Genomic DNA, 18,677 nt, shown 5'->3' on the forward strand with positions numbered 1-18,677 from the left:
TATGGCCTGCTTCCATTTTAAATTGAACTGAAACTTAACATAAAAAAGGATAATGGCTGATACATATGGAATATACTTGAGAGTGCTTTTGGATTTTTAAAAGACAAACTATAACTGAAATATGTTGAAGGGAGCCAACCCATGATCACTTATACCAGTAGAATTGAAGTCCCAGTCCATGAAAAATGGAATTTATCCGATATTTACCCTGATCTTAAGAAATGGGAAGAAGATTACCGATTAATAGAGAATATCGGCACTGCTTTAAAGCAATTCGATGGAAAAATAAACGACGGCCACTCCTTATATGAATACCTAAAACAAAGAGAAGAACTTTCCTTCCATTTTAATAAGGTCTATGCCTATGCGATGTTAATGGTCGATGAAAATACGCGGGAGACACTTCCTCAGTCACACTTAGACAAGGCAAAGCAGCTTAGTGTTAAGATTAGTGCGGCCACTTCTTTCTTTATGCCTTATTTACTGAGCTTAGACGAAGAAACATTAACGGGTTATATCAAAGAAGAGGAAAGACTAAAATACTTTGAAGAAGACTTGCTGGACTCATTTCGGTACAAAAAGCATGTATTAAGTAAGGAACAAGAAGAAATTTTATCCCAATTAGGGGAAGCCTTGTCGGTTCCAAGTCATACCTTTGGAATGATCAATAACGCCGATATAAAATTTGGAGAAGTCACATCCGAAACTGGTGACCGGGTTGAATTAACACGAGGAATGTATTCTAAATTAATTGAAGATGAAGACCGTGATAAACGAAGAGAGGCCTATAAGGCATATTATCAACCTTATGTTCAGTTGAAAAATTCGATCGCTGCCACCCTTTCCGCTGCCATAAAAAATAACGTAACGTTATCGAAAATTCGTCAATATCCAAGCGCGCTTGAAAAAGCACTGTTTGGTGATAACGTACCGCGAGAGGTTTATGAAAATCTGATTCAAACAACAAAAGACAATATCGGTCCCATGCACAAGTACACAAGGATTCGCAAGGAGAAGTTAAACATTGATGAAATCCGACAGTACGATATGAGCGTTCCGCTGGTCAGCGGCGTAAAACAAGTAATTTCCTATGAAGAAGCGTTTGAGACCATGCTGAAGGCCCTCGCTCCATTAGGCGAGGATTATTTAACCATATTGAAGGAGTTTAAAGACGGCTGCTATATTGATGTCCGTGAAACACCAGGTAAACGGTCTGGTGCCTATAACTTAGGGGTGTATGGTGTCCATCCGTTCATTCTTTTAAACCACCAGGATGATTTAGACAGTTTATTTACCCTTGTCCATGAATGCGGCCATGGCGTTCACAGCAAGTTAAGCTCGCAGTATCAGCCGCAAATTACGGCCGGTTACAGCATTTTTGTGGCAGAGGTAGCCTCGACCGTTAACGAGGTCCTCCTAATTAACTACTTATTAACGAATGAAAAAAATCCTGAGGTTCGTCATCATTTACTCAATCATTTCATTGACCAATTCAAAGGAACCTTTTTTACACAAGTTATGTTTGCTGAGTTCGAGATGAAAACGCATGACATGGCCGAAAAGGGGATACCATTAAATGTGGAAGTATTCAACCAAACCTATGAAACACTGTTTAGGGAATACAATGGAGAAGAAATCGTTTTTGATGAGGAAGTCAAATATGGCTGGTCTAGGATTCCGCATTTTTACCGTCCATTTTATGTCTATAAGTACGCGACTGGGTTTGCCTCTGCGATCCATTTGGCGACTAAGATTTTAGAAGGAGATCAAGACACTATCCACTCTTATTTAGAATTTCTAAAAAGCGGCAGCTCTGATTACCCGCTTGAGCTGCTAAAAAAGACTGGAGTGGATTTAACTACACCAGCTCCAATTGAAAATGCCCTTAAACGATTTGGCGAGCTTGTCGAAGAGTTTGCGCAAATCTAATAAAAGAAGCCTAGTACCCTGGAGCTGGACAATTTTTAAAGTCAATTTTGGTACTTCTTAATCTTTTAAAAGTGACCCGAGGAAAGCAACTCCTCGGGTTTTTTCATGATTCTAAGGAATGTATTCCTAAATTATGAGTTTGGCCATTTTTTGTTTTTTTTTACAGCTTTTTACTCTAAAGATTTGTTAGAATATAGGGTATAAACAAATTTTAGGGGGATAATGATTTGGATTCTAAGTTTAAAAAACCAAAAGGGTTTGGAGAAATATTGGATCATACCTTTAGTTTGAGTAAGAATCGCTTTAAGGAATTTTTTATGATTTTAATTGTTTTTATGGGACCGGTCTACTTACTTCAAGCCATTATTCAAATGGCCACTGGGACCAGCTTTTTTCGAGAAATTGGAAAAGGCGGGCAATGGTATGAGCAAATACTCTCAAATTTGGACAATTCCAGCTCGTTTGATTCTGGAAGTTTTGGGGCTGATATCGGCTTAATCATTGTTGGGCTAGTAAGTTTTCTGCTTTTTCCTGTTGCCGAGGCGGCTATTTTATTTGCAATCCAGCATATTCAGAAAAATGAAGAATATACAGTGCGTTCTGTCATCAAGAAAGCCTTCACCCGGTTTTGGCCCATCCTTGGCAGTTCTATTTTATTTGGACTTATTGTAATAGGAATAATCGTGATCCCCATCTTGATTGTCTCTTTTTCGGGTTTTGCATTAGCAGCAGCTGTCCATCCAGCTGTAGGGATTCTGGTCGGACTTCTATTGTTTATTGCGTTTGCAATTGGCGTGGGTCTACTAATCACGCGCTGGAGCTTTTATTTTGGCTCAGTTGTCCTTGATAAGGTTTCCCCAGGTTTCGGCAGGAGCTGGAGGTTGTCACGGAAAAGAACCTGGGTATTGTTTGGCCTCTATATTGTATTTTACTTAATTGTTTCCATTATAAGCTTTGCCGTTCAATTGACTTTTGGCGCACTTTTAGGGGACAGTGTATTATTGGGGCTGATTTCAAATCTGGTCTCATTATTTACAACGATGATTTTCTCAGTTGGCTATGGGATTATGTATCTTGATTTAAAAACAAGAAATGATGCTGACGATTTAAAGGAATTGATAGATGATTATCAGTCGATCTAAATACCTATAAGGTGATGGTTATGTTAAATGCAAACAAAGCACGAGACCATATTGAAGAGATCCTAAAAAAGCAGGAGTATCAAGTTTATAACAATCATTCTAGAGGGTTAATCGAAACCTGGTGGGAAAAGGCAAAAGAATGGATTGCATCCCAGCTGGAGAAATTGTTCCCGTCTATTAAATCAGCCAGCAATGCCTCAAGCGCAATTTTAATCGCAGTGATTATAGTTGTGATTTTATTGTTAGCTTACGCGGCGTTTATTCTCATCCGTAATACGCGCAGGAATCGAGACCTGCGAAAACAGAAGCCGCTTCAATCATTAAAGAATTGGAATTGGACGTACGTGCAGCATTTGGAAGAGGCGGAGAAACTGGAATCACTCGGTGAATATACAGAATCAATCAGACACCTTTTCTTAGCCATGCTTCTTTACTATCATGAGAAGGATTGGCTGGAGGCTAGGATATGGAAGACCAATTGGGATTACTACGAGGAACTAAGAAAAGTGAATCAGCAAAATGCTGATCAATTTAACGAGCTTGCCCGCTTTTTTGAAGATGTGGCCTATGGAGAACATAAGGTAAGTCTCGAAGAATATCAGCCATTCCGAACGAAAATTAGCGGTATAGTAGGAGAAAGAGGGGTGGGAAGGATTCGATGAACAAGGCAAAAATACGAGGATCGATTTGGTTTTCAGTGCTCCTCCTGCTCTTTATAGGAGTGAGTTATTTTTCCTTTACAGCAAAGCCAAAAGTTTACCCGGATTACGTAACCACCTCACCTTCTCCCACTGGCGTGAAGGCGCTATATACATATTTAGAAAAGGAAAAAAACGGAAAGAACTGGAACCATTCGCCAGCTTTACTTCCAAAACGGAACCAAAACCAAATGCTTATAATGGTTGGTCCGGCTTTTACACCTGAAAAAGAGATGATGCAGGCGTATGTCGATTATATGAGGGCTGGAAATACAATCGTGCTATTTCAAACGAATCCAAAAGGGATGTTTAATATTGACGCGGATTTTATTGAAAAGGATCCTTCTCAAAACGAAATATCCACGACGGTTAAGGACCAGCACCGTAAATTTTATAAAGCGGAAGTGAATTCGGATGTTCGAATCCGCCCGAAGAAGGGGGATCAACTGCTGCTGTCTGATCAGGCTGGACCAATCGCAGTAAAAAGAACTTTTAGGAAGGGACATCTCATCGTCGCCATCACCCCTGAGTGGTTGACCAATGCTAAACTATTGAAAAAAGATCATTTACCCCTTAGTTTTGAACTTCTAAACGAAGGAAAGCCTGACACTGTGTTGTTTGATGAGTATACACATGTTGGAGAAAATGAAGCGACCTTCTTAACCGTATATCCAATGTGGTTCTTGGTTCTTATTTTCCAAGGTATCCTCTTATTAATGTTCTGGCTGTGGTATAAGGGGAAACGGTTTGGGCCATTGTTAAGCGAACGGGAAGAGTGGGTCCGCTTTAGTGATGAAGGGATTCAGGCAATTGCCGCCTGGTATGTAAAAGGCAGACGTTATCAAGATTCACTTCATATTCAAGCAGATTATGTTAAGCTGCTGCTGCAGGAACGCTGGCATGTTCCTTATAGTAAAGAATGGCAGGATCTTACTCCTTATGTTGAAAGAAAGTGGCTGAAAATGCCTGTCCGTGAACTGAAAGCTTTCCTTACCGGCTTAGCAGCCATTCTAAACCAAGAAAAAATTAATAAACAAGAATACCTTTTATGGTCAAGAAAACTAGAGGAATTACGAAACGAGGTTGAATCATGAAGACAGAATTAACATCTTTTATTGAAAAATATGATGAGCGGATCTTAGGTCAGAGCCTTAATATTAGGCTCCTTCTTTCTGCGATTCTATCTGGTGGACATGTCCTGTTAGAAGGAGTGCCAGGCACTGGTAAAACGCAAATGGTCCGGACACTTGCCGAACTGCTTGGAGGCAGTTTTAATCGGATTCAGTTTACACCGGATTTACTGCCAAGTGATATTACCGGCAGCATGATTTATAACATGAAAGAAGGTAGTTTTCAAACCCTAAAGGGTCCGATTTTTACCAATATCCTGTTAGCAGACGAAATCAACCGAACACCTGCAAAGACACAAGCAGCCCTTTTAGAGGCGATGGAGGAAAAGCAGGTGACCATCCAGGGGGAAACCTATCAACTACCTGATGTATTTTTTGTGGTGGCTACGCAAAATCCGATCGAATTTGAAGGTACATACCCACTTCCAGAAGCACAGCAGGACCGTTTTTTATTTAAACTTTACATCGATTTTCCCTCTTTTGAAGAGGAGAAAAATGTATTAAAGCTAGTCATTGAAAACAGTTTTAAAGAAAGTCCGCTCTCTTCCCTCCTGGATATCGAAACTTTTATTGAGATAAGAAAGGAAATCGAAAAAGTAATGGTGAGTGAGACGGTGCTTGGCTATATATTACAGATCGTGAGAAAAACACGTGAGGCGGAATCGATTCGCTTTGGGGCTAGTACAAGGGCGGGTATTTCGATCGGTAAAGCCGCTCAAGCATGGGCGTATCTCTTAGGGAGGGATTACGTAACGCCAGATGATATTAAAATGGTCGCTAAACCGGCCTTACGTCACCGGATTCAAGTCTCTCCACATATAGAATTGGAGGGAGTAACCGTTGACCAAATCATTGAAGAGCTTGTGGGCTCGGTTCCTGTTCCAAGATAGAGGGATTTTACCTGCGAAACGGCTATTGGTCCTTTATCTAATTCTATCGCTAGTTTTCATGATGAGTGCGATCATCGGTCTGTCTTGGGCCTATGTCATTACCTTTAATATCTTGGTTCTTGGTCTTAGTTTAGTGGACTTATTTTTTTCACCCGCTAAACAGCAGCTCACGTTTGACCGGGCTCTGCCTAAAGAAATGGAAAGAGGGCTCTCGTATCCAATCGAGATAGAGGTTAGTAATTCCTCTGCCTATTCTATTTCCTACCGATTAATAGACGGCTTGCCGCAGTCCTTTGACAGGCCGTTTCCCCTGAAGGGGTCGATCCCAAAGAATGCTGCTGTAGTGATTACTTATCATTCAACTGCTGCTGTCAGGGGTGAGTATGAGGTTCAAAAACTGTATTTTCGCTATCGCAGCCGCTTGGGATTATGGGAAAAACAAACAACTGTTTCCTTACCGGAATCGGTGAAAGTCATTCCTGATTTAACCGAGACAAAACAATTCTTAGAAAATGCTCAAAGCTTCTTAAAGTATGAAGGTATCCACATCCGCAGACAGCGAAGAGGTGTTGGTGATTTTTCGAAAATCCGAGAGTTTGTTGTCGGTGATGATCCGCGGAAGATTAACTGGCGCCAAACGGCCAAATTGCGGGAAGTCATGACAAATGACTATGAACCGGAGCACGGCAAATATGTGACGATTTTAATCGATTGCGGGCGGATGATGGGAGCCGAATTAAAAAAGGGAAATCGGTTGGAAAAGGCATTAGAAGCAGCCCTGACGGTTACGGCAGCAGCGTTAAAGAAAGGCGATTATGTTTCTGTTCTAGCTTTTTCAAAGGAGATTCACGTCTTTGTTCCCCCTGCTAAAGGAATGGCGCACTTACAGACCATATTACAAGCCATTTACAATCTTAAGGTAGTCGCAGCTGAGTCCAATTATAGCTCCGTCTTACGGTATTTAGAAACGGTGCAAAAAAAACGAAGTCTGCTGCTTTTATTTAGTGATGTCCGGACTTTTTTACACGAGGAAAGTGCCTTGGTCTATTTACAACGGCTTCGCCAGCGTCATTTGTTTTTGATGATTGGAGTAGAAGACCAAACACTACTAAAGAGAGTGAATGAAGTACCTGAAACTGTACAGCAAGCAATGGTGAAAAGTATTGCCCAGCAGCAATTGCTCATAAAAAAGCGGGAAAAAAACAAATGGGAAAAACTAGGCCTCCAAATGATCGAGGCCCGTGAGGAAAAATTGGCTGTCACTGCTGTATCCCATTATATCGAGATTATGAATCAAAATCTTTTATAGGCTGGTCTTTGGCTAGCTTTATTTTACCTATTAAGACATATAGGATCAGGCCGGCAACGGTTAGCACTGCGACAATATATTTAGCTTCTAGTGAAATTTTAGCGGGTGTAATAAAGCCTTCAATAATACCAGCAATCACAAACAATGGGATCGTACCAAGCAGCAGTTGAACAGACCGTTTGGCATGCTGTTTTAATTGCCAGCCTCTTGTGTAGGGTCCTGGAACAAAGAGCTTATAGCCCATTAAAAGTCCGGCACCGCCGGCGATAAAAATAGCTGTAAGCTCGATCATTCCGTGGGGAACAATATAGGCCCAAAAATCATAGGATTTGCCGTGATGCCAAAATAGCGCAGCCAGTGCTCCAATTATAATCCCGTTGTAGACCATTAGGTAAACGGTAACGAGCCCAAAGGTAATGCCTCCGGCAAAGGCAAAAATGCCTACTTTAATATTGTTAGTCATTATACTTGCTGACATGAGGGATGAATCCACGGCACTTGTGCCCTTACCGAGTTTGCCAGGATCGACGCCTTGGGAAATTTCCGCCGGGAGGATCGAATAAATATGGAGCGGGTCATTCATAACCGAAAGAAAGCTTCCAACGGCTCCAATTAAAAATAGAATCATGGCCGCAGCGACAAATTTCCATTGTTCCAGCAATAAACCAATAAATTTTGTACTAAAGAAATACCGAATTTGTTTAATGCTCGACACCTGGTCTTTGTATAAAAGGTTATGTGCTTTCGACACAAGGCCGTTTAAATAGGGCGTTACCTCATCATTTGGAAAATAGGTTTGGCTGTAGGAAAGATTTTGTGCTGCTTTTTGATATAATCGATGAAACTGGGTAATGGTTTCACCTGTATAGTCTCTTTTTCGTTTGCTTAATTGGGTAACGAATTGTTCCAACTGCTGCCAATCTTCACGGTGCATTTTGACAAATTGTTTGAGATTCATTTGACACCTCACTTACGGAGCTATGTAAATTTTTAAGCTTTTCTCCTTAATTATAGAAAATAAGTAGGAAAATAGAAACCATAACTGAGAAAATCAACAAGATTTAAGGGGGGAATTTAATGAAGGATGATCATTTAGATATTAAAACACCTGAATTTGTAGCCATTCAGTTCCAGATTGCCGGGTTAGGAAGCAGAGCTGCTGCCTTTATCTTGGATCAGATCTTGCTAATGCTTGTAAATATATTGATCGTTGTGGCTCTTTTTTTTGTTATGGATGGAATCGAACAGCTGCCTTTTTTTCTTGCCCAAAGTTCCTTTCCGATAGCGGTTGTGGTTATAGGCTTATTTGTCCTAAACTGGGGCTATTTCTTTTTCTTCGAGTTTTTTTCTGGAGGCCGCACCCTTGGTAAAAAAATAGTTGGAATCCGCGTCATCCAGGATAATGGGCACAGTATTACCTTACTTTCTAGTTTTATTCGAAATCTAGTTCGGTTGATTGATTCGCTGCCAACCGCCTATTTTCTCGGTATCCTTATGATCTTTTTCCATCCCAAACATAAACGCCTTGGCGATCTGGTTGCCGGTACGATTGTCGTTCATGAACGAAAGGCAAAAAAGAAAAAGAAGCTTACACCAATTGAAAAGGAACTAAATCTGAGAGGACTTAGCAGGAACGACCTTGAAATGGATGAATGGACCTTAAAATCCTTTTCAGCTAAGGACTGGAAGTTAATCAGCACCTATGCAAGCCGCTTTGATCAGTTACCTCTGGACGAGCGGAATCAGCTGACAAGCCAGATTGCTGACCTGCTGCTGCCTAAGACTGGAATCGACGTGAACGGAAAAAATGATACGGAGTTAGAAAATAATCTTCTAGTTCTTTACTTAATTCTTAAGGATGAATGGGAGTTTGAGCTTTGAGTTTAAAGGGTAAAAACATTAGAATGTGTATCGTCCGTATGAGATTCAGTGAAGAGCAAATACTTCCTAATGTATTCATCAATTTTGGAAAGGAGTAGCAGATGCATTGGTATGAAAAATTAAATCAATATTTTCCAATTGAGGAAATGAAATCGAAAGAGCATATGGAAACTTTACTTAAAGAACGTTCTGAGATCTATCATAAAGATGAGGGACCCAATCATGTTTTGATGTATGTAGAACTTGAAAATTTTATATTTATCGATTATCTATTCGTTTCGAAAAATGCTCGTGGTCAAGGACTTGGTAATAAACTATTAGAAAAAATGAAGCGTAAGGGTAAGCCGATTATTTTGGAAGTAGAACCAGTGAACTATGAAGACAGTGATACTGAAAAGCGGCTTCGTTTTTATAAGCGAGTAGGATTCGAACATGCAGAGTCTATAGGATATGAAAGAAGGTCACTAGCAACAAATCAGATTAATAAAATGGAAATACTGTATTGGGCCCCTAATAATGAGTCTGAAGAAATGATATTTGAAGCGATGAAAAAAACATACAACTTAATTCATACCTATAAAGACAAGCACTTCTATGGAGAATCCTACCAACCTGTTGAAGAAGTCCTAACCTTTAACCAAGAAACTGATAAAAGTAATATCCTTGAGGATTTGTAAAGTTTTTGCTTTTAAACCCAGCACTTTTAAAAGGTGCTGGGTTTTTTATTCCGCTTGCCATAGTGAATGGAATGAGGAGCTTTTTGAACTCGCCTAATATAAAAGCCTGGCCTCCAATTCAGAAGGTCAGGCATTTTATCTTATTTCATAAATAACTTGATTTTTTCCAATCCGTTCTTAACATTTGGATAACGGAACGGTATATCAAACTTGGTCGTTTGTTTAAGAACGCTTTTTTGATGACAGAACGTGTCAAAATTCCCTTTGCCATGATAGGCTCCGATCCCGCTGGTGCCGACACCTCCAAACGGAAGGTAGGGCGAAACAAAGTGATAAACGGTATCATTGACACAACCACCGCCAAAGGAGACCTTGTTTAAGACTTCTTCTTGAATGTGATGATCTTCCGTAAAGATATAAAGGGCAAGTGGTTTCGGATGGCGATGGATCCCTGCCACGACCTCTGATAAATTGTCAAATTCCAGTATGGGAAGGAGGGGTCCAAAAATTTCATCCTGCATGATCGAATCTTCCCAACTGATTTCCGTTAATACCGTTGGCTCGATCGTTAACCGATCTTTATCCACATTTCCCCCCATAAATAAATGCCCACTATCTAAAAATGACGTCAGTCGTGTAAAATGCCTTTCACTGACAATCCGCGTAAAATCCGGATTGTTTAACGGCTCTTTTCCATACAGTTCAAATATTGTTTCCTTCAAGTGCTTCAGAAACGGTTCTTTAATCCGTTTATGCACATAAAGATAATCCGGAGCGATACAGGTTTGTCCTGCGTTGGTAAACTTACCCCAGGCAATCCGTTTTGCAGCCAGCTTAAGATTGGCATCCTCATGGACGATACAAGGACTTTTTCCACCCAGTTCTAATGTTACCGGTGTTAAATGTTTAGCAGCCGCCTCCATTATGATTTTTCCTACCGGAACACTTCCAGTAAAAAAAATGTAATCAAGCTGTTCATTCAGCAGGGCTTGACTTGTTTCGACTCCGCCTTGTACGACCGCAATATATTCCTCTGGAAAAATTTCTCTTAATAGAATCTCTAATACTTCGGATGTTTTTGGGGTCAATTCGGACGGTTTGATTATGGCGCAGTTTCCGGCGGCAATCGCACCGATTAACGGGGCAACCGCCAATTGAAACGGATAATTCCAGGGAGCGATGATCAACGACACTCCGTATGGTTCTGGATAAATATAACTAGTTGAACCAATATGGGTAACGGGTGTTTTGACCTTTTTGGGTGCTGCCCATGAACGAAGATGCTTCATTGTAAACCGCAATTCTTCTAACACAAATCCGATTTCAGAGGTATACGCATCAAATTCTGATTTATTTAGATCGGTTCTTAAGGCTTCCATTAGTAATTTTTCATTCTTTTTAATGGCAGCTCGTAATTTCTGAAGGGCATCAAGCCGGAAGGAAATATTTTTAGTTTTTTCCGTTTTGAAAAATGACTTTTGCTTGGTTATGAGGGAACGATAAGTCTCCATCTCGCAGCAACCTTTCTTTAATTTTATCGTGGAAAAGGATGCTATTCCTTTATCAGCTGGTAAAGTTGGAACAGGTCATCCTTAAAGAGAATTCGCGGGACAGGGTAAAGGGGATTCGCTTCGGCATATGCCCGTTCCACCATGAGGGGGATATCACGTTCAATAATCCCACTCACCTTTTTAGGGATATTTAGCCTGTCATTTAAATGTTTGATTTCCTCAATGAATTTATTGGCATTTTGTTTGGTACTATCAGCAGGATCGGAAATGCCGACAATTTCAGCCAGTTCAGCTAATGTCAGGTGGACAGATTCACCGTAATACTCGAGGACATAGGGTAAGATAATAGCATTTGCCAGCCCATGGGGAACCGAATAGAACCCGCCTAGGGTATGAGCAATGGCATGTACATATCCGACATACGCCCTAGGAAAAGCCATTCTAGCCAAATAGGCTGCCTTTTGTATATTCGACCGTGCCATAAGATTAGTCCCGTTTGAGTAGGCTTCCTCGAGATTTTCAAAAATTAATTTTATCGCCTCGATACTATACTGCGTTGTATTCTTCGTGTTACTCCTGCCAATATAGGCTTCAACGGCATGTGTCAAAGCATCAATCCCCGTTGCTGCAGTGATAGAAGGGGGGAGCTTGACGGTTAACAAGGGATCTAAAACGGCAAAATGCGGTATGAGGGATGTATCCATTATGGCATATTTTTCATGGGTTTCGCTATTAGTGACTACGGCGGCGAGGGTAGCTTCACTGCCTGTACCTGCTGTGTTAGGAATCGCAAAGAGGGGTGGAAGCTTTTTTAATATTTTTAATACACCTTTCATTTGTGGGAGGGATTTATTCGGCTTAGCAACACGGGCCCCTACACCTTTCGCACAATCCATTGGGGAACCGCCGCCAAATGCGATAATCCCTTGACAATTGTGCTCTGAGTACATTTGCAATGCTTCTTCGATATTTTCGATTGTGGGATTCGGGACCGTTTTGTCATAGATCACGTACTTAATCCTTTCGTTTCTCAGATCCTCCAGAAATTCAGTTCATCAGTCCGACAGAAACAATTCCTTGATCGGTAACGATTAAAGCGCTCTCAATCCCTTGTTTTTTTATGAGATTGGCCAGTTTTCGCAAACTATTTTCGCCTTCTAACAGCTCGGGTTCCCGCCAGGGCAGGAAGGAGGAGCTCGTTTTCATGACCCCTTGAATCGTCCTGCAATAAGCTTTGTACATAGCTTTACCCCACTTTACCTAAAATTTCGATTTCCATCTTGCTAAGTTTCATGAGGGAATAGTTAACCTGCCGAAATACAAGGGGGCCATAAAGGAAGATAGTTTTATACGAGATGATGTATACACATTATATAGCGTATTTAATTTCTAAAAGTCAAGTTAGTTTTATGAATATAATTAAAATTCTAAAAATATAACTCATATAAAGAAAAATTTGCTAGGAAGGATTATTCTACTATTTTATTAGGGGGCAGCTAGGAGCTTGGGGAGGGGTAATAAAAAAGCCTAGAACACTAGGCTTTCCTCTTAGTATGGGAATTGGGAAGAATAGTTGTTAAATTGCTTATAGGCCTGGTCAATTTTTTGCTGCTCTTCAGCCTCCAGCTTATACCAGCCATGCTGGAACATTAAGTTATAGAGCTCACGGCAGCTTTGGTGTGTTTCACTAAGCATTTGCAGTAAATCTTGATGCAGCTGTTCATGGCTGGCTTCGCGGACAGCAATATTCATACTGTCTGTTAAATATTTACAAGTACTTAACGCATCGTTAATGTAGTCACGATCGTTCATTTCAGGACTTTTTACTTTTGGCAATTCACCCGTTTGTGGATTGGCAATTTGATTTTTGTTTTGACTTTGCTGTGATTGTTGATTTTGCATCACATAACCTCCTATTTCATTATTAGTTTACTGTAATTGTGTATTAGGTAAGCTTGCTAAGGCTGCATTATTATCAACTTGAAGATGGGTAAGGATTTTTTGGAAATGATTTTGGTGCATTTGCCCAGCTTTGTCGAGCGCTTCTTTAAATTGTGGATTTTGCACTTGCTGTGCCATAGCATGAAATTTCTTAAAAGTTAGCAGCTCCCAAGACATGGCATCCTTTAAATATAAAAGATCCTTAGTCGTAATGGCCCGAGGTGGATTTGGGATCGGTGGCTGATTCATTTGCATAAGAAAAACTCCTTTTATCGTTTGATATTAATCACATATAGAATTTACAAAAGGGAGCCATTTTATGAAAAATAGAGGACGAGATATCATTTCACAAATGAAGGCTCTGTTAAACAATATTGTTGTTTTTTATAATCTGTTGATTGAAGCGGAAGGCGCTCGACTCCTGTGGGAGTACGGGGCAGGGGAAACCCCACAGGCGCTAAAGCGCCGAGGAGGCTCCCCGGCACGCCCGCGGAAAGCGAGCGCCTGGAGTGGAAATCAACAGCCAAATTTAACAGAGCCTTAATGAAAAAAACCGTGGTTATTCCCTAACCGACGTTTTTATGATTAGAAAAATAACATGTGATTTTTAAACGTTATTACACCTAATCCAGTTCAGTTTATATTCAATTTATTGTTGGTCTCGAATAAACTTAACAGCATTTAAACCAATCATTTGGGCTGCTAAGGCTGTGTTACCATCTGGTAAAATAGGGGATATGGATAGATCGGCAACTTTCAGGTTTTGGGTCCCAAATACATTTAAATAACCATCTACCACTCCTTCATCGATATTCTTGCCCATCCTGCATTGTCCTCCATAGTGATTGAGGACGTTATAGGATGCCTTGGCAAAATTAGCAAGTAAGGTTCGTTTCTTTTGTTCATCTTTTAATAGAAATATATTTTCCGAAGGATAAACAACTCTATATATACCCTCTGGATCCAATAATCGTGCTCGTTTTATTATATTGTAAGTCTCAATATAATGGTTAACCATATAATCTAAATCATCCGGGTTCTCTAAAGGATTAAAGTCAACAGATGGATAGGCTTCAGGGTCGCTATGTGCTGCCAAAATGGTCCCTTTACTTTTAGGTTTGAGATCCACAATTCCAATACTCATAATATTACTCGGTTTATCCTCGTTAAAATCCCAACTGTTAATCAGGACATCTTGAACCGGAATAAATCTTGGGAATACATTACCTAATAATTGAAGGCGACGCCCTGACTGGTGACCTTCTTCATCATCTTTCTTAAAGGCACCTAATGGTATTGGTTGATCGGGATCAGACGACATGACCATTAATAGGCGGGTAGTTTCCACTTCTACCCCCATACCAACAGCATAATGCGTATGAAAGTTGTATCCGACATTTGGGCTTTCGACTATTGTTGATATTCCAGCTTTAGACAAATCTGAAGACCTTCCAATTCCTGATCGTTGTAAAATAACCGATGAGAAATTCCCCGCACAGACTATTATCCCTTTGCTCGCAAATGCTCTTTGTGATTTACCATTTCTAACAAATTCAACCCCCACGGCAGTTTGGATTTGCCTGTATTGTTCAAAGAGAATTTTATTGACGGTGGTTTTTGCAATTATTGCCAGTTTTCTTTGACCAACTCCAAACTCATCAGGGTTCCATTCATCTCCATGAGTAACAATATGTTTATTTAAATAACCTGTAGCAGTTGAAGAACGAACGAATTTCCCTGGAGTCAATTCTTTTTGGGTAAATTGGGACTTAAAGAATGTACAATCTCTTATCCCCGTATTATAGTCCTCCACAATGGGAATTCCTAACACATCAGATATTGCCTTTGCTAAAATAGTCGTAAGTCCAGCTTTTGGTATCTTTTGTTGTCTTATAAAGATGGGACCATTGGTTCCTCTTTCATTGGGAGCTTGTGTCCAGCCAATATACGTTTCATTTTCTTGAAATAATTGACGGATACTCTTATAACCCCATTGAGGACCTGAAAGACTTGCCCATTCATCATAAAGATCACTACTTCCTCGAACAGCAAGCATTGCGTTGTGCTCAGAACTTCCGCCAATTACTCTACCTCCTGATAATAAAAGCTGACGCCCAATAGATTGTTCCAATTTTGACAGAATATTAAAGGAATATTTATTATCAGTTGATAAGGTAATTGCAGTTCCACCACTAGGGTTCCTTAACGCTTTTGTCATATTGGTTCCTTCTTCAAGGACAAGTACAGATGTTGATTTATCATCTGTTAATTCTTTGGCAATTACACCACCTGCGGTTCCTGCACCTATTAAAATATAATCAAACGTATTTTTGGGGGTCATGTGATCATTCCTCTCCATACCCTTACAAATATTTAATGAATACTATCATATATGTATGTGAACAGTTCTCTTGAGTGAGTGTCCATGTTACACCTTGTTTTGGACTTATATCATCCTAAACAAATTAGGATGGTGTAAGTTTCTAGTTTGTCCTTAAGTTGAATCTAGTGAAAACGCCCTTCCCATTTTTATTTTCTTTACATAAATTGTAATGAAAATACCTAAAGGAGGGCTCAATATGTTTGGTTATGGTGGCTTTGGAGGTTACGGCGGTTGTTGTGGCGGAGGTTATGGCTACGGAGGAGGATTCGGCTGTGGTTTTGCTTTAATCGTTGTATTGTTTATCCTATTAATCATCGTTGGAGCAGTAATCTGTTTCTAAGAAAATCAATAATCTTCCCCCAAAAAAGCCCGATTCGGGCTTTTTTTAGTTAACTATCCTAATCAGCCCATCCATTGAAAATTTATAGCAGATACACTACAATATGTAATGAAAGGGTGACGATACATGACACTTAATAATTTTCGATTTGATCAAGAAGGACTGAATCGTTTTTTCGGCCCATTAGAGGCTAAAATAATGGATATTCTTTGGAATGGTAATCAGATGAGTATAAAAGAAGTCCAACTAATCTTAGAAAAAGAAAAAACTATAAATTTTAATACCGTCATGACTGTTATGAATCGTCTTGTCGATAAAAACATTCTGACAAAAAGATTGGAAGGAAGAACATCCCTATTTCAGCCTGTTACGACCAAAGAAGATTTCATCAACAATCAATCAAAAAAATTAACAGAAAACTTATTAGATGAATTTGGCGGATTGGTTGTTAACCATATGCTGGATTCCTTAAAAGAAGTTGATGATCATCTTCTTCAAAAATTAGAACAGAAAATCGAACAATTAAAAAAGGAAAGAAAGTAAGATGGTTTGGAAACATAAATCGACCGCCGTATTAGGATCATCCCTATTCTTTGCGATTATTTTACTTGTCCAAATGGTTTTCTACCTAATTAACATCTTATGTGGGCCGATAGAACTATTTAACGTTTTTAATTTCTGTGTCAGTTTATTTAAAAGAGGGACTTTTGCCTATTCTGCGATTTTATTAATGGTTAACTTCTATATTTTTTATACCATTTTTATCGTTTGTCAAAAGGTTGTTCAACAAATCTTTCTTTTAAATAAACTTCGGAGTAAAATAAACAAACTAGTTGTTATGGAACCAACAAAAGGATTAAATCAAAGGTTTAATAGGAAAAACAATGACATTGTGGTTATCGAACAAAACGAGCCGTTTGCATTTACGGTTGGGTTTTGGAAGTCGAGAATCGTACTTTCTACTACTTTAATAAAAATGTTAGATGCAAAGGAATTAGAAGCAGTTATTTACCACGAAACGTCGCATCAAAAGTATGATCATGGAATGAAGGTATTTATTTTGCAAATCATTTCAGAGGTAATGTGGTATATTCCTCTTACCAAATGGTCCTATCAGAATTATCGGATTATGGTTGAACTAGCGGCTGATGAATATGCGATTCACCGCATGGGTACTGAACTTGGGTTAGGAAGTGCGTTATTAAAGTTAATTAAAAAGCAATTAAAGATCAAATCAAGTTTAGCTCCTGCACTGGTTCATTTTGCGGATGAAACAGTCGATTACAGACTTAAACAATTATTAAACCCACAACAAACCATCCCCGTTAAGATTCAGATAAGGGCAATTATTATTTCTTTAAATGTATTTATAGTGATTTCTTTCATTTTAATATTTGCTTAGCCTAAACACGTAAAGGATTGGGGCAACCTAATCCTTTATTAAATTAACGGTGATAATTAAAAGTTCTTGACCAAAATCAGCCATTACACTACAATCAGTAGTGTAATGGGTGGTTAATTTTTATAAAAATAGACTTTCTGTTACCTTTAACACTACACGTTGTAGTGTTTCGTTCAAATTTTTTTGAAGAAGGAAGGAGAATTTAAATGAAAAAAGCAGAGGTTGGGGTATTAGTTTTAAGGATATTTTTAGGTTTATCTTTTTTTATCCATGGGATTTCAAAGTTTCAAAACGGTATTGGAAATACTGCGGGCTGGTTTGAAAGTATAGGAATTCCAGGATTCATGGGATATGTAGTCGCGACGATTGAATTAGTCGGGGGGATTTTATTAATAGTAGGTTTTGGAACTAGATACATAGCTGCACTCTTCTTGTTACTTATGATAGGAGCTACACTAAAAGTTAAATTAGCTGCAGGGTTCATGGGGAATGGACAAGGTGCAGGGTACGAATTGGATCTCGCTTTTGCCGTTATAGCCGTGTTTTTAATTCTACAATCAAATTCCGTCTTTTCCTTGGATTCCAAGCTGCTATATAAAAATCAGCAAAATAAAGTAAATTCATAGAGAAGTAAAGTGGGTGAGACAATGTCTTCAGGTAACAATACATCAAAAAAACAGTCCTCCAAGTTCGTTTTCTGGATTATTGGTTTAATAGCAATTTGTCTGGTTGGGTTAATTTTTCTATCCAATCATGCTAAAAAACAAGCAATTGATTATGAGGGACAGCCATTTATAGGGGAAAAGAGTGCTACGGTAAAAATAGTTGAATTTGGTGATTATAAGTGTCCCTATTGTAAAAATTTCAACGATACCCTTATTCCTAGTATAGAAAAGGATTTTATCGATACAGGTAAAGCATCTTTGTACTTTATGAATTATTCCTTTATTAATATTGATTCAACTCGTTCTGCCAAATTTGCGGAAGCAGTATTTAAGGAACTTGGCAATGAAACATTTTGGAAGTTCCATCAGCTTTTATATGATAAACAGCCAGAAGATACGAACGCAGAACAAAAAGACATCTATACAGAATCTTTTCTTAAGGATACATTAAGTGAAGTTGCCTCTGAAGCAGAAGTAAAAAAAGTGGTCAATGCCTATACTAATGATCAAACCAAAGAGGCATGGGAAAAAGATATGAATGCGGCTAATAACTTAAATATTACAAGTACCCCTGTCATTTATATTAATGGAGTGAAATTTGAGGGAAATACGTATAACGATTTCAAGGACAGAGTAAATGAAGCAGCGAAGGAATAGTCACGTTAGTATCAGGTTTACAAAGTTAGTGCAGATGAACTTGCATTGTTATATGGACGAGTGATGGGCCGTCGAATGAGAATTGGAATATATGCCTATAATAAATATATATACGTTTTAAA

19 protein-coding genes and 1 pseudogene are annotated in these 18,677 nt (G+C 39.1%); 14 read left to right on the forward strand and 6 right to left on the reverse strand.

The window, feature by feature from the left end; all coding sequences use genetic code 11:
• Positions 1 to 141: 141 nt before the first annotated feature.
• The 6 genes from pepF to ACZ9EE_RS29480 all read left to right on the forward strand — a co-directional run bounded on the left by pepF (position 142) and on the right by ACZ9EE_RS29480 (position 7,098).
• Complete coding sequence (gene pepF / locus ACZ9EE_RS29455; RefSeq protein WP_476032132.1) at positions 142 to 1,929, forward strand: oligoendopeptidase F; 1,788 nt, start codon at positions 142 to 144, stop codon at positions 1,927 to 1,929.
• A gap of 227 nt (positions 1,930 to 2,156) precedes the next feature.
• Positions 2,157 to 3,071 carry a hypothetical protein gene (locus tag ACZ9EE_RS29460; protein WP_476032133.1) on the forward strand — a complete coding sequence of 305 codons (915 nt, stop codon included), beginning with the start codon at positions 2,157 to 2,159 and terminating at the stop codon, positions 3,069 to 3,071.
• A gap of 20 nt (positions 3,072 to 3,091) precedes the next feature.
• On the forward strand, positions 3,092 to 3,733 hold the full coding sequence (locus ACZ9EE_RS29465; RefSeq protein ID WP_476032134.1) for a DUF4129 domain-containing protein: 642 nt from the start codon (positions 3,092 to 3,094) through the stop codon (positions 3,731 to 3,733).
• Positions 3,730 to 4,863, forward strand: a complete 1,134-nt coding sequence (locus ACZ9EE_RS29470) for a DUF4350 domain-containing protein (protein ID WP_476032135.1) — start codon at positions 3,730 to 3,732, stop codon at positions 4,861 to 4,863. The genes ACZ9EE_RS29465 and ACZ9EE_RS29470 overlap by 4 nt, the downstream gene beginning before the upstream one ends.
• Positions 4,860 to 5,789, forward strand: a complete 930-nt coding sequence (locus tag ACZ9EE_RS29475) for an AAA family ATPase (RefSeq protein ID WP_476032136.1) — start codon at positions 4,860 to 4,862, stop codon at positions 5,787 to 5,789. Before ACZ9EE_RS29470 ends, ACZ9EE_RS29475 begins: the two co-directional genes overlap by 4 nt.
• Complete coding sequence (locus ACZ9EE_RS29480; RefSeq protein ID WP_476032137.1) at positions 5,740 to 7,098, forward strand: DUF58 domain-containing protein; 1,359 nt, start codon at positions 5,740 to 5,742, stop codon at positions 7,096 to 7,098. The genes ACZ9EE_RS29475 and ACZ9EE_RS29480 overlap by 50 nt, the downstream gene beginning before the upstream one ends.
• Here ACZ9EE_RS29480 and ACZ9EE_RS29485 read toward each other — a convergent pair.
• On the reverse strand, positions 7,076 to 8,056 hold the full coding sequence (locus ACZ9EE_RS29485; protein ID WP_476032138.1) for a stage II sporulation protein M: 981 nt from the start codon (positions 8,054 to 8,056) through the stop codon (positions 7,076 to 7,078). The genes ACZ9EE_RS29480 and ACZ9EE_RS29485 overlap by 23 nt on opposite strands.
• Before the next feature lie 119 nt (positions 8,057 to 8,175).
• Here ACZ9EE_RS29485 and ACZ9EE_RS29490 point away from each other — a divergent pair, with 119 nt between their 5' ends.
• Positions 8,176 to 8,979 (forward strand): RDD family protein, encoded by an 804-nt coding sequence (locus ACZ9EE_RS29490; protein WP_476032139.1) that lies wholly within the window; start codon positions 8,176 to 8,178, stop codon positions 8,977 to 8,979.
• A gap of 101 nt (positions 8,980 to 9,080) precedes the next feature.
• Entirely contained in the window at positions 9,081 to 9,656 is a 576-nt protein-coding gene (locus ACZ9EE_RS29495) for a GNAT family N-acetyltransferase (protein WP_476032140.1), read from the forward strand.
• A gap of 140 nt (positions 9,657 to 9,796) precedes the next feature.
• On the opposite strand, the gene ACZ9EE_RS29500 is transcribed toward ACZ9EE_RS29495, so the two are convergent.
• The 4 genes and pseudogenes from ACZ9EE_RS29500 to ACZ9EE_RS29515 all read right to left on the reverse strand — a co-directional run bounded on the left by ACZ9EE_RS29500 (position 9,797) and on the right by ACZ9EE_RS29515 (position 13,363).
• Complete coding sequence (locus ACZ9EE_RS29500) at positions 9,797 to 11,167, reverse strand: aldehyde dehydrogenase (RefSeq protein WP_476032141.1); 1,371 nt, start codon at positions 11,165 to 11,167, stop codon at positions 9,797 to 9,799.
• 41 nt (positions 11,168 to 11,208) lie between these two features.
• Positions 11,209 to 12,409, reverse strand: a pseudogene (locus tag ACZ9EE_RS29505) (iron-containing alcohol dehydrogenase).
• A gap of 306 nt (positions 12,410 to 12,715) precedes the next feature.
• Positions 12,716 to 13,069 carry a spore coat protein gene (locus ACZ9EE_RS29510; RefSeq protein WP_476032142.1) on the reverse strand — a complete coding sequence of 118 codons (354 nt, stop codon included), beginning with the start codon at positions 13,067 to 13,069 and terminating at the stop codon, positions 12,716 to 12,718.
• A gap of 27 nt (positions 13,070 to 13,096) precedes the next feature.
• Positions 13,097 to 13,363, reverse strand: coding sequence for a ferritin-like domain-containing protein (locus ACZ9EE_RS29515; RefSeq protein ID WP_476032143.1), 267 nt, complete (start codon positions 13,361 to 13,363; stop codon positions 13,097 to 13,099).
• 64 nt (positions 13,364 to 13,427) lie between these two features.
• Between ACZ9EE_RS29515 and ACZ9EE_RS29520 the strand changes: the two genes are divergently transcribed.
• Complete coding sequence (locus ACZ9EE_RS29520) at positions 13,428 to 13,652, forward strand: hypothetical protein (protein WP_476032144.1); 225 nt, start codon at positions 13,428 to 13,430, stop codon at positions 13,650 to 13,652.
• 105 nt (positions 13,653 to 13,757) lie between these two features.
• Here the strand turns inward: ACZ9EE_RS29520 and ACZ9EE_RS29525 are convergent, their stop codons facing one another.
• The gene (locus ACZ9EE_RS29525) at positions 13,758 to 15,449 is read right to left on the reverse strand and encodes a GMC family oxidoreductase (RefSeq protein ID WP_476032145.1); all 1,692 of its coding nucleotides are present in this window, start codon (positions 15,447 to 15,449) and stop codon (positions 13,758 to 13,760) included.
• Between the two features lie 238 nt (positions 15,450 to 15,687).
• On the opposite strand from ACZ9EE_RS29525, the gene ACZ9EE_RS29530 reads away from it, so the two are divergent.
• The 5 genes from ACZ9EE_RS29530 to ACZ9EE_RS29550 all read left to right on the forward strand — a co-directional run bounded on the left by ACZ9EE_RS29530 (position 15,688) and on the right by ACZ9EE_RS29550 (position 18,555).
• Positions 15,688 to 15,831 carry a YjcZ family sporulation protein gene (locus tag ACZ9EE_RS29530; protein ID WP_476032146.1) on the forward strand — a complete coding sequence of 48 codons (144 nt, stop codon included), beginning with the start codon at positions 15,688 to 15,690 and terminating at the stop codon, positions 15,829 to 15,831.
• A gap of 126 nt (positions 15,832 to 15,957) precedes the next feature.
• Positions 15,958 to 16,374, forward strand: a complete 417-nt coding sequence (locus ACZ9EE_RS29535; RefSeq protein WP_476032148.1) for a BlaI/MecI/CopY family transcriptional regulator — start codon at positions 15,958 to 15,960, stop codon at positions 16,372 to 16,374.
• 1 nt (position 16,375) lies between these two features.
• On the forward strand, positions 16,376 to 17,233 hold the full coding sequence (locus ACZ9EE_RS29540) for a M56 family metallopeptidase (protein WP_476032149.1): 858 nt from the start codon (positions 16,376 to 16,378) through the stop codon (positions 17,231 to 17,233).
• Between the two features lie 206 nt (positions 17,234 to 17,439).
• The gene (locus ACZ9EE_RS29545; RefSeq protein WP_476032150.1) at positions 17,440 to 17,859 is read left to right on the forward strand and encodes a DoxX family protein; all 420 of its coding nucleotides are present in this window, start codon (positions 17,440 to 17,442) and stop codon (positions 17,857 to 17,859) included.
• Positions 17,860 to 17,880: 21 nt separating this feature from the next.
• Positions 17,881 to 18,555: a DsbA family protein gene (locus tag ACZ9EE_RS29550; RefSeq protein ID WP_476032151.1), complete on the forward strand. Its 675-nt coding sequence runs from the start codon at positions 17,881 to 17,883 to the stop codon at positions 18,553 to 18,555.
• The last annotated feature ends 122 nt before the right edge of the window (positions 18,556 to 18,677 follow it).

It is taken from the genome of Bacillus sp. URHA0034 (assembly GCF_056280405.1).